Source organism: Bacillus timonensis, assembly GCF_000285535.1.
Lineage (GTDB): Bacteria > Bacillota > Bacilli > Bacillales > Bacillaceae_L > Ferdinandcohnia > Ferdinandcohnia timonensis.
Map to the genome: position 1 here is coordinate 550,013 of NZ_HE610987.1, position 15,261 is coordinate 565,273.

General features: G+C 37.1%; 15 protein-coding genes and 2 pseudogenes. 9 read left to right on the forward strand and 8 right to left on the reverse strand.

All coding sequences use genetic code 11. The features are described 5' to 3' along the window. Positions 1–117 precede the first annotated feature (117 nt). The gene (locus tag BTHG_RS16980) at positions 118–1,821 is read right to left on the reverse strand and encodes a DUF2207 domain-containing protein (protein ID WP_010677933.1); all 1,704 of its coding nucleotides are present in this window, start codon (positions 1,819–1,821) and stop codon (positions 118–120) included. A gap of 97 nt (positions 1,822–1,918) precedes the next feature. On the opposite strand from BTHG_RS16980, the gene BTHG_RS16985 reads away from it, so the two are divergent. Beyond that, positions 1,919–2,707 (forward strand): HAD family hydrolase, encoded by a 789-nt coding sequence (locus BTHG_RS16985; RefSeq protein ID WP_010677934.1) that lies wholly within the window; start codon positions 1,919–1,921, stop codon positions 2,705–2,707. 30 nt (positions 2,708–2,737) lie between these two features. On the opposite strand, the gene BTHG_RS16990 is transcribed toward BTHG_RS16985, so the two are convergent. After that, positions 2,738–3,067 (reverse strand): hypothetical protein, encoded by a 330-nt coding sequence (locus BTHG_RS16990; protein ID WP_010677935.1) that lies wholly within the window; start codon positions 3,065–3,067, stop codon positions 2,738–2,740. A 311-nt stretch (positions 3,068–3,378) separates the two neighbouring features. Here BTHG_RS16990 and BTHG_RS25215 point away from each other — a divergent pair. Both BTHG_RS25215 and BTHG_RS17000 read left to right on the forward strand, forming a co-directional pair. Continuing rightward, a pseudogene (locus tag BTHG_RS25215) lies at positions 3,379–4,133 on the forward strand (DUF2087 domain-containing protein). A 20-nt stretch (positions 4,134–4,153) separates the two neighbouring features. Further along, positions 4,154–4,516 carry a GIY-YIG nuclease family protein gene (locus BTHG_RS17000; RefSeq protein ID WP_010677938.1) on the forward strand — a complete coding sequence of 121 codons (363 nt, stop codon included), beginning with the start codon at positions 4,154–4,156 and terminating at the stop codon, positions 4,514–4,516. A 49-nt stretch (positions 4,517–4,565) separates the two neighbouring features. On the opposite strand, the gene BTHG_RS17005 is transcribed toward BTHG_RS17000, so the two are convergent. Further along, a complete protein-coding gene (locus tag BTHG_RS17005; RefSeq protein WP_010677939.1) occupies positions 4,566–5,078 on the reverse strand; it encodes a YbaK/EbsC family protein in 513 nt (170 codons plus the stop codon). A gap of 283 nt (positions 5,079–5,361) precedes the next feature. On the opposite strand from BTHG_RS17005, the gene BTHG_RS17010 reads away from it, so the two are divergent. After that, on the forward strand, positions 5,362–6,351 hold the full coding sequence (locus BTHG_RS17010) for a GGDEF domain-containing protein (protein ID WP_010677940.1): 990 nt from the start codon (positions 5,362–5,364) through the stop codon (positions 6,349–6,351). Between the two features lie 121 nt (positions 6,352–6,472). Here the strand turns inward: BTHG_RS17010 and BTHG_RS17015 are convergent, their stop codons facing one another. After that, complete coding sequence (locus tag BTHG_RS17015) at positions 6,473–7,174, reverse strand: FTR1 family protein (protein ID WP_010677941.1); 702 nt, start codon at positions 7,172–7,174, stop codon at positions 6,473–6,475. 194 nt (positions 7,175–7,368) lie between these two features. Continuing rightward, positions 7,369–8,238, reverse strand: a complete 870-nt coding sequence (locus BTHG_RS17020; protein ID WP_269719507.1) for an EAL domain-containing protein — start codon at positions 8,236–8,238, stop codon at positions 7,369–7,371. A gap of 43 nt (positions 8,239–8,281) precedes the next feature. Between BTHG_RS17020 and BTHG_RS26340 the strand changes: the two are divergent. Then, positions 8,282–9,290 (forward strand): annotated as a pseudogene (locus BTHG_RS26340) (IS1595 family transposase). 464 nt (positions 9,291–9,754) lie between these two features. Here BTHG_RS26340 and BTHG_RS25940 read toward each other — a convergent pair. Beyond that, positions 9,755–10,471, reverse strand: coding sequence for a YwmB family TATA-box binding protein (locus tag BTHG_RS25940; protein WP_010677947.1), 717 nt, complete (start codon positions 10,469–10,471; stop codon positions 9,755–9,757). A gap of 153 nt (positions 10,472–10,624) precedes the next feature. Here BTHG_RS25940 and BTHG_RS17045 point away from each other — a divergent pair, with 153 nt between their 5' ends. From BTHG_RS17045 to BTHG_RS17060, 4 genes are all read left to right on the forward strand, one after another. Then, positions 10,625–11,020 carry a hypothetical protein gene (locus BTHG_RS17045; protein ID WP_010677948.1) on the forward strand — a complete coding sequence of 132 codons (396 nt, stop codon included), beginning with the start codon at positions 10,625–10,627 and terminating at the stop codon, positions 11,018–11,020. A 324-nt stretch (positions 11,021–11,344) separates the two neighbouring features. After that, entirely contained in the window at positions 11,345–11,992 is a 648-nt protein-coding gene (locus BTHG_RS17050; RefSeq protein ID WP_010677949.1) for a hypothetical protein, read from the forward strand. Positions 11,993–12,277: 285 nt separating this feature from the next. Beyond that, entirely contained in the window at positions 12,278–12,505 is a 228-nt protein-coding gene (locus BTHG_RS17055) for a hypothetical protein (RefSeq protein ID WP_010677950.1), read from the forward strand. Then, positions 12,495–12,746 (forward strand): LexA family protein, encoded by a 252-nt coding sequence (locus BTHG_RS17060; protein ID WP_010677951.1) that lies wholly within the window; start codon positions 12,495–12,497, stop codon positions 12,744–12,746. Before BTHG_RS17055 ends, BTHG_RS17060 begins: the two co-directional genes overlap by 11 nt. A 34-nt stretch (positions 12,747–12,780) precedes the next feature. Here the strand turns inward: BTHG_RS17060 and BTHG_RS17065 are convergent, their stop codons facing one another. Further along, positions 12,781–13,149 carry a YkvA family protein gene (locus tag BTHG_RS17065; protein ID WP_026021868.1) on the reverse strand — a complete coding sequence of 123 codons (369 nt, stop codon included), beginning with the start codon at positions 13,147–13,149 and terminating at the stop codon, positions 12,781–12,783. A gap of 168 nt (positions 13,150–13,317) precedes the next feature. Next, entirely contained in the window at positions 13,318–15,111 is a 1,794-nt protein-coding gene (pepF, locus tag BTHG_RS17070; protein ID WP_010677953.1) for an oligoendopeptidase F, read from the reverse strand. Between the last annotated feature and the right edge of the window lie 150 nt (positions 15,112–15,261).

A 15,261-nucleotide genomic window follows, 5' to 3' on the forward strand; every position in this document is an offset into this window, starting at 1 on the left:
TATGCTATGTTGCATACCTTTTTTTATATTTTCCACTTTTGGATCAGAGGGACTGGTACTTTGTCGCTGTAAAAATATGGCGGGTCATGGAACCTGTCCCCGTGGACCAGGTTAGGGCTAAAATGCGCCAGATCCACCGCCACCGCCACCGGTTCCTCCACCGCTACTTGAACTGCTGCTACCGGTTCCAATAGATTCATTGGCAAATTGAAAATGAGCAGAAGCTTCTGGCCCCACGTTCCCAAAGGAATAAACCGAATACGGGTAAAAGTAGGTACTTTCGTTGTAGTTAGGTTTGTAAAGTGCGGATAGTAAATCCTCGTTCTGTTTCTTCATTTCCTTATCGCCAATTCCTAGTCCGTAAATATAGGCACGCATTTGGTCATCTTCTGACCACTTTTTCCATTCATCCGGTGTAAGGACTTTATACCGTTTTTTAAACAGTAACCACTCGTGGTAAATCTTTAAGCCTTCCATATTTTTCGGGCGGTAGGAAATCACGTATATAATGATTCCTCCAAATAAAATCAAATTTAAAACAAACCATCCAAACAAGTCATACATTGGAAACAGGAATAAAAACGGCACTAACACAATGCTAATTAATCCAAAAAACAATTTGAATTTTGATTTATCCTCATAAAGCTGGCGTTCCTTTACTTCATTTCGGACTGCTTCTCCCCATTTCATTTGGAAACTTGAGTATTTACCAGAGTTCTTCTTATTTTTCGAATATGCCTTCAGGTCTGAAAAACCAAACTCACCGTTTTGACCAATTTTTTTAAATAACCACTCGATTAAAATACTCTCATGTGGTAAAGCTCCTGCCTGATTCACGAGCTGGAACCTTTCATCCGATACCTGCCTCACCATCTTCTTTCTCACTAAATCCAATAATGCTGCAGCCATTGACTGCCCCTGTGGAAGATAGTTATGGTTTGTAAAGGAAATTGTTGCTGGTAGACTAAGCTCTTGCTTAGGAAGGTAGCCAGGATTCTGCATTTCGCTTGTTACTGCCGCTAGCCTTGCTTTTCCTTCAAATCGATTTCGAATAATGATCACGAAAAAGAGTAACGCGAATATCGGAACTATCACTATTGCAACCTTTGAGAGAGTTTCTTTTGTCTCTGCTTTTTCCTGTGCTTTTGCAAATAGCTCGTTTTTATCTTTTACAATTTCCTCTTTCATTGGCTTATCGCTTGTTACAAAAGTGGCTCCTGAAAACAGACTAACATCATATGCAATGCGAATATCTCCGTTTGTTTCGCTTGGTACTTCCCCAAACTGATAAACAACTGAACCATCTGACTGTACAGTCTCTTTTTGAAATGCCTCATCATACCCAAACGCAATTACATCACTACTTGTTGGTTGAGGTGGATGAACCGTGATAACGAGATTTTCATAGGTTGACTCGTTCCGGTTATCAAAAAACGGCCAATAAAATTGCGCGACATCCTGATAGATTTCAATACCATTTTCAATTTTGTAGGAGAGTGTAACTGCAATTGTCTCGTCCTCCCCCTTGCGATGGATTTTATACAGGTCATCTTCCCTTTCTACTCGTAGCTTTTCACCATTTTCAGTAGCGGAAAAGTCCTTAATTGAACTCCCCTTCTTCGGAATGACTGTCCTAGTGATTCCGTTAAACTCTCCATCAAATTCATATGTATGGGTTTCAGTTACGTAAACAGTACCGTCATTTTGCAGATGTGCGTCTATCTTCACATCATTAATCCAATAGTCCACTGCAAATCCTTGAATTGGAAAGATAAATAATAATGCTAGTAAAAAAATGAAGCCACCAAATTTCGCTCGCATACCGTTCCCTCCTGTCTTATTTATTAATACGAATAAACACCTAATCAGGTTTCAAACTTAACAAAATGGTATACTAATTGAAAAAAGGAGTTCACAAATGCCTGATATAAAAATTGTCTTTCTCGACATAGATGGAACGATTTTACGACCAGACGATACGATTGAACAATCTACTAAAAAAGCTGTTACTCAGCTGCAACAAAAGGGAATTGAAGTGTTTCTTGCAACTGGTAGACCACTTCATGAAATTACGGATATTGGAGATGAACTCTCCATTTCGTCTTATATTGCATATAACGGGGCATTTGCTACCCATCAAAGTAACACGCTCTTTCATGAACCACTTTCAGATAACTTAGTTGAAAATCTATTAAAAACAAGTAAAGAAAACCATTTCGATATTGTTCTCTATTCACGAAATAAAAATATCTTTACTAGCATGGAACCTAAAATCGTAAAAGAATTCATAAAAACCTTTCATTTAAGGAAAAATGCAATTTATGATGATACCAAAAAAGAAGAAATCCTGGGAGCAACCATTATTACCACTGAAGAACATGCCGAGAAAAAATTTAATTATATCGATGAAATCCATCTCTCCTCTGTAAATGTGGAAGGGATGAAAAACTGTCGCGATGTGATTCGGGGCAAGGTGAATAAAGGCGTGGCAGTTAAAGCCGTGTTAGATGCCCTCCATATTCCACCAGAACAAGCAGCCGCCTTTGGAGATGGAATGAATGATAAAGAAATGCTGTCAGCGGTTGGGGCAGGATTCGCAATGGGTAATGCAAATCCTGATTTATTTCCCTACGCAAAATTCAAAACGACAGATGTCGAGAATTCCGGAGTGTACAACGGTCTAAAATCGGTTGATTTGGTGAAGTAAAGAAAAAGAGCTTGGTCTTTCAAGCTCTTTTTATTTTGTAATTGTATGGGATGAAAGAATTTCTCCGTCGTCAATCGCATCAAATACTTCAAAGAATCGATAAGTCGGTTTTTCGTTTGTGTAATTCTGTAACAATTCTTCTAGTTTTGGAAAGATTACCTTATTGGCTGCCTCAGCATCTTGCTTTGTATCCCAATAGTTTATAGCCCTATATTCTCCAGTGGAATCATCAAAAAAATAGACATTCCCTCTAAATCCCGTTAGGCCTCTACTTATTCGATCAAATTCTTTTGTAAGCTTCTCAGCGACTAATCTCTGTCCATTCCCTAATGTATATTGAACTAGCCTTGCATGGTACATCTGTAACCCTCCAGTTACTTTTTTTGAATTTCTGGACATTCATAACAGATTATGTTCGGTGGGCTAGTTTGGTTCCAACCAAAGGCATTGGTGTATTTGCCCCCATCTATCAAGTTCTACTGCTGACTGCCTTCTTACTTTAATCTTTTTGTAGGTTAGACAAACATTTCATCGAATCATGTAGTCATTCATAAACAAATTTAAATAATGTTTGACAATAAACAAACAAAATAATAATATGTTTGTAATAACATAAACATATATAATATTTGTTTGTTCAATTTTACTATTTGAATGGATGTGTTTGAACAGTGGATATATCAGAAAATTTTTGGAATTCCTCATTAGAGGAACTTAAACAAGGTTACATTCAAGAGCACGATTCGTATATATGCCTTTTATGTGGTAAGAAAGTAGAAAAAGGGGTTGTATACCCTCAAGAAGGAGTCCTTTATGAAGCTGAAAGGTATATGCGTATTCATATCGAAGGCACCCATCAATCCGTATTTGATTATTTAATTGGGCTTGATAAAAAGCTAACTGGGCTTACTGATCATCAGAATCTTTTACTTCGCCTCTTTTACCAAGGTAAAAGTGATAAGGAGGTTCAAGCTAAGATGGGCATTGGCAGTACCTCTACGATAAGACATCATCGTTTTGCCTTGAAAGAAAAGAACGACAAGCTAAGGCTTTTTTAGCTATTATGGAGCTATTAAAAGAAAGAGACCAATATGCACCAGCATTTGTGCCACCACATAACACGGCAACAATGGTTGATGATCGATATGCTGTAACAGAAGGGGAACAACAAGAAATCATTCACAAGTTTTTACCAGATGGGGTAAATGGTCGATTAAAAAAATTCCCTCCTAAAGAAAAACAAAGACTGATTGTTCTTCGGGAATTGACAAAACTCTTCAACAGCAACACCACTTACACAGAAAAAGAAATCAATCAGATTTTAGAAAAAGTGCATGATGATTATGTGTTGATTCGAAGATATTTAATTAGTTATGGGTTTTTAGAAAGAAAGCCTGATGGTAGCCAATATTGGCTGAAACAATAATATGGGAGTGGGGGTCTACAATGGATCGAAAAAAAGAGTTGAAACAACAATATAAAGAAACACCGGTTGAAGCAGGTGTTTACCAAATTAAAAATACTCAAAACGGAAAACTTTTCATCGGAAGCACTAGAAACTTTAAAACATTAAACGGGTTAAAATTCAGTTTAAGTTCAGGTACAGCCTCACCTATTAATAAGGAACTTCAAGAAGATTGGAGTCATTATGGGGCAAGTGAATTCAGCATAAATATTTTAGAAAAACTTAAAAAGAAAGATGACCCTTATTTTAATGAAAAAGAGGCATTGCAAGCACTTGAAAATAAATGGTTAGAAGAGCTCCAACCATATGGAGAACAAGGTTACAACAAGAAAAAACATCGTTAATTTATGGTTTGCAGTAATAAAAGGGTGGACAGTGAGACTGTCCCACCTTTTATTCGTTATGTACCGCAACCTTATCCTCGGTTTCTTCAATTTGCCAACCTTTGCAGACATCCACCCAACCCTTTGCCTCGGAAAATTGGAATAGCTCATCACAAGTTAATTCAATTGCAGAATTGATACTGCCGCAAGCTGGAAACACAGTTGTAAAACGCTTCATAGACTCATCTAGATACACATCCAGATTATTTGCCAAACCAAATGGGCAAACACCGCCAATCACATGTCCCGTTTGTTCAACAACCTCTTCTGCTGGAAGCATTCTTGCTTTTAAGCCAAAAGTATGACGGAACTTTTTATTATCAATTTTTGCATCGCCCGCAGCCACAACTAAAATTGCAGACTCCCCTTCCCCACGAAAAGAAAGTGTCTTAGCAATTCGCTCTGGAGCAACACCAATTGTTTCGGCAGCCTGGTCGACCGTTGCACTTACTGTTTCAAACTCCATAATATCCTTTTCGCGATTCCATCTTTTAAAATGTTCTTTCACACTTTCAAGTGACATTTTATTCATCCTTCCTTTGAGGTTTATTCTCTTAATTTAACATAACATTTTAAAAAATCATAAAAATGTACTCATGCTTTTCAATGAGAACAGTCGGTTCATACTTTTACACTTATTGACAAAAACTTGTGAATTAATACTTAATTTACAAAACATTAACGTTGTTACATTAAATTATTAATAGGAGACTGATAATCTATTTATAGGCAATTGGTATTATTTTTCTTTTCCTATTTAGGATTTGTATATAGAAAAATTAATAGTATAGGAGATGGGCTTTTAAATGGAAATTGTGATAGGAGAAATAGCGAAAGAGAGTTTCATTGTGTCTCCTTCAACAAAATGTGAGGAAGTGTACTCAATCTTCGAAAGAGAGTCTGCCATTGAGGGAGTAGTTGTATGCTCGGACCGACAACAACCGGTAGGACTCGTAATGAAAACCCATTTTTTTCAAAGGCTCTCTATCAAGTATGGGTTTGACCTTTTTATGAAACGAACGATTGATCTCGTAATGGACCAAGAAATTTTAATTGTGGATTATAGTTTAGCTTTAACGGAAGTAAGTTCTCTTGCAATGAGTAGGAAATTAGAGCATTTATATGATGTCGTAATCGTAACAAAGGAAAATACCTTATTTGGAACCGTTAGCATTCGCGAACTAATTATGAAGCTTGCAGAGATTCAGATAAGAAATGCACGATACTCTAACCCATTAACCGGATTACCTGGTAACAATGTAATCAAAGAGACCTTGCAGGAGGTCCTCACCTATAACAAGTTTAGTGTGTTATATATCGATATTGATTCTTTTAAATCCTTTAACGATACATACGGATTTTCAAAGGGGGATGAATTAATTAAGGAAACAGCTATCATTCTTTCTGAAGCAATCATGACCACAGACAATGAACCTTCTTTTTTAGGACATATTGGTGGAGATGATTTTATTGTTACGCTGCCACATCATCATTATCGAGCAATATGTGAAAACATTATTGAACGGTTTACTGACTCACTACGTATTTTCTATTCACAGGAGGATATTCGAAATGGTTATGTGTCTGGGAAAAATAGGCAAGGCATCCCCGAAAAACTACCCTTGGCTAGTATCTCCATTGCGATCATCCAAAATAAAAAGAGACCCGTCACATCGCTTGAACAATTAAGCTTGGAATCTGCAAAATTAAAAAGCTACTGCAAATCAATAACAAACAGCATCTATCTTACATTGGATGATTTTGAAGAGCGAACAAAAGAGAAGACCCTTGTTTAAACATAAAGGGTCTGGTTTAAGATTCTTTTCGTCTTATGGAAATGGCGTGCTAATCTCAATCTTAGCACGCCATTTATAGGGTTATTTGCGTCCAAATATATTCCTTTTTATTATTTAGGCATTAAGTATTAGCTTTCATCCATTTAGACAAATCATTTTTAAATAAGATGTAGAAAGAAGGAATTATGAACAATGCCATTAAACCAATTTCAATGACTTCTGTTTCTACAGAAATAAGTTCGATGATACCTTCTGCAAACATTTCACCACCGATTAGAATAAGAATGAGGCCTAACGCCTTAAAGATAAGGCCAAGATTTAATTTTATCGTTGTTTTGAACAGTAAAATAGCTATAAATATAGAAGCTATGATTCCAATAAGACTTCCTAAAACAACGGTGCTAGCTGCCTCCGTTACTTTGGTTAAATTAAAGATGACTAGTTCTATTCCTTCACGTGCCACTGATAAAAAAGCTAATAGAAATAAACCAATTCTTGATTGTGTCTTGGCAACCTGTTCTTTTAGCTCTGTTGTTACATGCTGATTACGATGCAACCATAGGATAAAATAAGCAATCAGTCCAGATGCCACTAACATCATGGAAACCTCTAAAATCTCTTCTGCCTCATGTGAAATACTTTGTGCAAATTGAAAAAGGATAAAGCCCAGTACTACACTTCCTACTACTCCCGCAATAGTCCCTGACACGACCGCTCTGTAAAGATGGTTTCGGCCAAGCCTCGTTAAAGTTATAAGGATAATTCCAATAATTAATGCTGCTTCAAGTCCTTCACGGAAAGATAAAAATAGTGAATCTAACATAAACAGTCCTCCTCCCCCAAAGATGATATTGATAATCACTTTCACTTATTTTAATAATAATGATAATCATTCTCATTGTCAATAATACTTTATATAAAAAATTGGCACAGACCTGCTCCTGTGCCAATTCGTATGAAATTTAATGTAAATAGACTCTTAGACGAAATACTGGATTTGGTCAAGAGTCTTCTCTTTTATAAAGTAATCGCTAATTGATGAAACATCTTTACTTTAGGCACGCTTCCATATCGCAGCTCAGGCATTGGTTTTCCTAGTGCATATCCTTGCCCCATGTGTACGCCAATGTCTTGCAAATATTCAAGCTCATGTTCTGTTTCAATGCCTTCGGCGATAATTGTCGTTCCAACCTGCATTGCATATTTCACCAAAAGCTCAACTAAGTGTTGATTTTCTCGATGACTGTTTATATTCCGAATAAGTGACTTATCGAGCTTAATAAATTCCGGTTTAAGGTATACAAGTGTCTGTAAGCTATTATATCCAGTCCCGGCATCATCAACTGCAATGCGAAACCCTTGTTGCCGATAATACTCGATTAATTCTTTAAATTGATGATAGTTTATAACAGATTGTTTTTCTGTTAATTCTAATACTATTTGGTTTGGAGATAAATTGTATTTTTCTAGCAATTCAAGCGTAATCCCACTCCGCCAACAAGGATCTGCCAATACCTGCGTTTGAATGTTAAGAAATACTAGCGGATCGCGATTGCCACTTTGGTTTTTGACTTGCTCCGCAAATCTTTCGATAGAGAGATTTCGTAAGAATTGTTCTACTTTAACTACATAAGAGCTTTCCCCTACATAGTCATAAAAGGTTTCCGTTGTTGGAAAATGAACTGTACTTTCAGGTCTGTTCAATATTTCAAATCCAACAGTAGAGCCTTCCTCAAGTGAGAGTATTGGTTGAAACACGGTTTTCACTTTTGATTTATGCATGAGTGTCTTAAGTTCTTCGTCTCGTTTGTATTCTTGGTATAATGCGCCCCTTTTCCTTTTTAAAAAAGGCTGTTTTCGTATAGATTGTGGCTTTCTTGACCACACTATGAAAAGGTCGATATAATGGGGTTTTAGGAGGCGTTCAAGTATGTGGGAAGATATTTATGAAGATTACAGCGAGTTAACCAAATCTGAGCAAATGGCGTTATTTAATGCGATGAAACAAGACTTGTTTCCAGATGAACCAGACAAAATTACGAGACTACTCAAAAGCATTCGTGAAGCCCGATTTGCTTCTGGTTTAGGTTGTGTTCATTGTGGAAGCACATCGGTAAAACGGAACGGTAAGTATCGTTCCAGACAACGCTATCTATGTAATGATTGTGGGAAGTCTTTCAACGATATGACGAACACTCCGTTTTCAGGCTCTCGCTACCCTGAAAAGTGGGTGAAATACATTGAACTGATGGTCGAAGGTTATACTTTGCCAAAAATCGCTGAACGCTTGAAAATTCATATCTCTACGCCTTCTATTGGAGACATAAAATCTTGAACGCATTAGGCAGTCTTGGGTTTAATCAATTGCAGGGTATCGTTGAAAGTGACGAAACCTTCTTTCGTGAGTCTATGAAAGGTAGAGAAATCACCCACAGAAAACCTAAGAAGCGTGGTGAAAAAGACGAGAAAAGAGGTATTTCTAACCTTAAAATTGCTGTTGTAGTAGCACAAGACCGCAACGGTAGTGGATTGCTCGAAAAGCAGGAACAGGGCGTGTAAAAGCTGAAGAAATTGATACTGTGATAGGTGAGTATATTCACCCGTCTGCTTTGCTATGCACAGATACAGCAACGAATTATAAAAAGTTTGCCAAACTAAAAGGGTTACAACACGAAACCATCAATGAACGCCAAAAACAACGTGTAAAGAAAGGAATCTACCACATTCAGCACGTTAATAATTTTCACAACAGATTAAAAACTTGGATGGAACGATTTCAAGGCGTTGCAACAAAATATCTTGATAATTACCTTTATTGGTTCAGATGGTTGGAGCTGGGCAAAAAAATAGCATTTGATGAACGAGTCAACCAAATGCTTATTTCTACCTGCCAAAAATCAAATAAAATAACAGTCAATCAACTAAGGGGAATTGTTTAAATATCAATTCTTGCTTAGTTTTTTCATACCTACGTGTAAAATTAAACCCATCATACTCCAGACATTCAAAACACAACTTACTATTAATAGGGGCAATTTTATGAATTCTGGTAAATGTGTATTTAAGCCGATTGTTAAGGTACTAACTCCAATTAACATCATTGCCATTAGCAAAGGTAAGTTTTTTACCAAATAAGCCACCTCCTTTTTATCTTTATTATACCATTATAGTATAATACTTTGTTTTTTATAAAAAACAACAAACTTTACGAAAACAGCCTTAAAAAAACAAGAAATTGTATGAAATTACGTAAATGGTTTGTCTTCATGGGCTCCTACCTTTTGTACAAAATTAACGGGATGTCTATTTATATTATAAAGTGTGAGCTTTCCTTGGAGTAATAAGATTATGTAAAATTTATGTAAACAAAAATAGGCTTGGAAATGTTCCAAGCCTCCTGGTGTCAATATTCCGTTATAATAATCGGTGTCCCAATCGTCACGTCGATTCCTTTTTGCTCAACGTTTTCCCTTAAACCAACCTGCAAGTTGATTTTTTCCTGTTTTGCAGTCAATAACTCGGATTCAAAAAGAGTAGAGTAAGCCGAAACGGAGACAAAACTCTTTTCTTGAAGTTGCTCCACAGCTTTGCCGTTAGCGTCCTCTACCATCATTGCTGCAATCTCTTTCAATTGACTACCTTTAGACTTCATTACACCGGAAATGGTATAAAAGGTAGTGCTATCTTTGAACGATTCCCTTACCCAATTGATTTGCTCAGCTGTAAGTTCCTTCCCTTGGGCTTCCTTGGTAATCGCGATTTTGAATTTTCCAGCTGATTTATATACTTTTAGCTTAATTGACTCTGTAATTCCGAGTTCGTTCTCTTTTTTACCTTGCCATACGTAATGGCTGTTTTCTTCTTCAAGAATACTTTTCCAGCTATATGAATCATGATTACTCATGAATGTTTCAATTTGATTCTCCATTTCCTTCACATCATTAACTTGTCCAATTGTACCGCGTGACAAGGCCATCCATGATTGTATTTCAACGTTATTCTTATGAGCAAGTTCTTTCATATCAATTAGGTCATTCTTTTGAATAAGTTCATCCTGATTATTTGAATAAAATCCAGCTAATATTCCTATCGATAAGATTAATGCCATTGTCATCTTCATCTGTCCCTCACCTCTTTAACAAGGATAGACAGGGTTTTATATATCTATACCTAAAAATCTAGTAAACTTAAAAATCAAGGAAATTTCAGCGATTTTGTTTTACTTTTCATATTTTTAGTGCATTATATAGAAGATACTAAGGAGGTGTGATCGATGAAATCAATGAATGTCTCATTTCATAAGGAAGATGCAATTGAAGCCATGAAGGTCGATATTCTTGGCGAAGAGGATTTTAACCGAGTAACAGAAGGCGGCACTCGTCACCTTTTTGAGCTTGATACGAATATTGGATTTTTTGTCTTTTTCGATGGAGCAGACTCAGAAGGAAATTTGCACTATCTCGCACTTCAATACGAAGAAGAAAGTGAAGAGCCTACATACTGTTTCTCATTTGAGCTTAAGGATTTTTATGAATTTATGGCATTGTATCTTAATGACCTTGAGTTCTCAGACGAGGAATCTGAAGAAGAAGAGCAAGAATATGGACCAATCCATCACCTCGCTCATTTGTTATATCATATTGTCGAGGAAGCAAAACACGTCGAGTAATCATGATGGGCCACAATGTTGTGGCCTCAGAATGTAGACAAAGTCAGTGCTGACTTTGTCTACATGAACTATTAAGGATATCAAAATTTAAATTCTATTCCCAGACTGTCTTGCGAACGCTTGTCAGACAAGGCGCGCAGCTGAGCGAAGACGCGAATAGAAGTTGCCTTCATGAGCGGACGAGGGAGGCAAGCAACGCAGTATGCGAGCGTTTGTCAACAGTCTGTGGCCACAATGTTGTGGCCTTTTTTCCTTTTCAAAAGTCTACCTTTGTGAAAAAATAGAGATATAGAAAATAATGTAAAAGCCAAGGTTGGTGATGATTTGTTTTTTAATATCTTTTTTGTCATTATTTTTATCCTAGGTATCTATTATTTAATTCAATACCGACTCAGTCTCAAAAAGGCCGTTGACCTTTCGAAAGAAGCCTTATTCCCACAAACGAAAGAGGAAATCCGCGGCATCCTCCTCCCAACAGAGTACAAAAAGATGGAAATGGAACCACTTTCTAAAACAACAAGGTCTTACAAATTAGTAAATTGGGGTACTTTTGTAGCCATTGTGATTCTTTTGGGGTTACTGATAGTCGTACTTACTACTGACTTTTTAGGATCTTCCTTTTTTTCGATGGCATATCTCTTCTTTGTCATCATCAGTGCCGTTCGCCACCGTGGCAACCTGTTTTTATTGCCAAAGGGAATTATCTTACAGGGCAGATATTTTTCTTACAGTCGAGTGAAAGAATATAAGGTCGAGCGAATTGTCCGCTGGCATGATTTATATGGCATTGATGACCGTATAAATTTCAGCTACAAATTAACAATTAAGGTCAAAGGAATATTCCCATTCATTAATTTTGTAGTTGTAGAAAAAGAAGAACATCTTGAAAAAATCATTGCCTTGCTTGAATCAAACGGCGTACAGGGAAAAAGAATTGCAGACCCTTCTCAAAACCTATCTTCTAAATCATAATTGCACCAGGTTATTGAGCCTGGTGTTTTTCATTTATCCAACCACGTACCCCTTCATACGTTTCCTGGTCTAGGACTCTCTATTTTTATCCTACCGTATATCCCTTCCATGCGTTCACTCCCTATTTTTATCCAGAAGTATACCTATTTCACGCGCTAACCGGCATTTTTACTTCCCCGAATATAACAAATACACTAATCCATCATAAAAATACGAATAAACGTTCTTATTTTGGTTGATAATAGAATGTATGTTCGTGTATAATATAAAAAAGGAGATGATGATATGCGCGGGATTTTACATCGTGCCATGCTACAGCATACACCAATCGAAATCATCTATATGTCTCAAAACGGGATTCTAACGCAACGCCATATAAAGGTTTTGGAAATCAATGAAGGTACAATCAAAGCCTTTTGCTTACTTCGAAACAAAAAGAGAACCTTTAAAATAGATAGTATTTTGTCAGCTGCTGCACCAAAGAAAAAGGGAGTTGTTAAATTTGCAAATTAGAACTCTACAAATGCGAATGGAATATACCGAACAGGAATTACTCCAACAAATCGAAAAATATATGAAAAAGCATAACAAAGCTCCAACGATGCGTGAACTTTCAAGACTTTGTACATCTGTGAGTTCAACAAGCACAATCAAAGCATACCTTGATCGCCTTAAAGAGAAAGGCATATTACATTATGAACCGAGAACGCCACGCTCCATCACCATAAAAAAAGAACTGCCCACAGCAAAATGATGTGAATAGTTCTTTACAAACATCGCAAAAACATTTAAAGCTTTTCATCAACATCTGAAGTATCAACGTCATCGCCAAACCAATCAATTAGCTTTGCTTTTGCCTTTGCTTTGACATCTTCATCAATATGCATAGCTACTTGGAATAGGGCAACACCTAACGCTCCCAGGTCATCTGTAAAACCAATCCCCGCGGCAAGATCTGGAATGAGATCGACAGGAAAAATAAAATATCCTAACGCAGCAAGAATAGTGACCCGAGCTTTCGTAGGTAGGTTTGGCTTTTGCAATACATAGTAAAGCAAAAGTGCGGTGTATACGACAGAGTGGCCAGCTCTCAATGCGAACTTTTTAAGCTTTTCCCAGAATTTGTCGTCTGAATAATGCTTTTCCATTTCGTCCATGATAATCCCCCATTTTATAGTATCTGAGTCTTTTACTACCATTGTACTACAGAGCCTACCAGATGAATCATTGTACAAACAGTAAAATTTCAACTTTCCTTAGGATATGTCCTAAGCACGTTTTTACACATAAAAAAACCTAGCCATCAAAATGACTAGGATAAAGTTTTATTCGAAGCTTTTTTCAAGCTCATCTACCAATGAACCAACATAAGCAACTGCTTTTTTAATAGGTGCTGATGTTGACATATCAATACCTGCAAGCTTCATCAACTCGAGTGGCTTCAGTGTTCCACCCGCTTTTAAAGCAGAGAGCCAACGCCCCACTGCGGGCTGGCCTTCCTCTTGAATCATTTGAGAAGCAGCAGTGGAAGCTGTTAAACCTGCTGAATACGTATATGGATATAAGCCCATATAATAATGTGGCTGACGCATCCATGTTAAGGCAGCTAATTCATCCATTTCTACATCCTCACCCCAGAATGAAGACAGAAGCTCCGTTTTTTGTTCACATAAAATTTTTGCAGTTATTGGAGTTCCTTTGTCTGCTAATTCGTAAACACGGCGCTGCAATTCACCTTCAAGAATATGTGTTACGAAATTATGGTAGTAGGTTCCTAATGATTGTAAAATCACCCAACGCTTCATTCTGCCATCATTTGACTGTGAAAGAATATGTCTACTTAATAGCATTTCGTTCATTGTTGATGGTGCCTCGACAAAATATCGTGAAGGGCGAGTGTTTGAGATTCGTTGATTCCGACCCGCTAACACAAAGTGTCCCGCATGTCCTAACTCATGGGCAAGTGTAAATGTATTACGCATTGAATTACTCCATGTCATTAATATATAGGGATGGGCGCCATAAGGACTTGAACAAAATGCACCAGATCGTTTTCCAACATTGTCAGCACGATCAACCCAACGATTCTGAATCCCTTCCTCCATAATCTCAATATATTCTGGTCCCATTACCTGTAAAGCTTCAAGGACAAGCTTCGACGCTTCCTCATATGTTACCTCAGGGTCAAAATCCGGATCAAGTGGTGCTTTCAAATCACTGTAATACATATTCTCTAACCCTAAAACACGTTTCTTTAATTTTGCAAGGCGACGCATGTGTGGTGCTAATTCAGTTTGAATCGTATGTAGTTGGTTATGGTACATTTCCTTTGTAACCTGTTGTTCATCCAACAACATTTCTGTTACAGACTCAAATCCACGTAATCGTGCTTCAATCACTTGTTTTTTTACCTCTGTGGCATATGTTGCCGCATATGTGTTTTTATATTTATTCAGACTTTCAGCAAAAGCAGCAGATGCCTTACGGCGCAATTCCGTATTCGCTGAATCCTCATATTTCGGGAACGAGTTAAAAGTTAAGGGATGTTCAACCCCATCATCCGTCGTAAATGATGAAAATTCCATGTCTGAGGTTTTGCTTCTTTGGTAAATCAAATAAGGTGAGCCCATTACCTCACCGAATGCTGCTAACACCTCCTCAGCATCAGGTGATAGTGTATGTTCCTTTGCCTCCAATATATCTGATAAGGTTTTCTTAAACTCCTGTAATCCTTGTTCCTCTTTTATGTATGATTGAATGGTTTCTGAATCTAGTGCAAGTAGCTCCGATTTGATAAACGACATACTCGCACTTACACTTGAAACCAAAGATGCAGCTCGGGCAGCATTTGCCTGATAAGAAGAATTCGTACCGTCAACTGACATATGTAAATCTGCATAGCTCATAACACGCATAACTCTTTCCTGTAGCGCATCTTTAGCAACTAAACAATCAAGCAAGTTCTTAGCACTTTTGCCAACACTCCCTTTAAATTGGGTTACGGTTTTGATGTCAAATTCAACAGACGCAAGCTCTTTCTCCCATGAATCATCAGTTTCAAATAAATCATGTAGATTCCACGTTTGTTCAACAGGTACTTCAGAACGAATTAAAGCCATTGGAAATTTCCCCTTTCAATCGTTATATGTTTCGTAAATCGAAATATTATATCTCTATTATAAAGTAAACAAGCTCGGATTAAAATGGAATTCCTAATTTTCTTAAAAGTCGATATAAAAAAAGGATCGAGGTAATCTCGATCTTCTCTT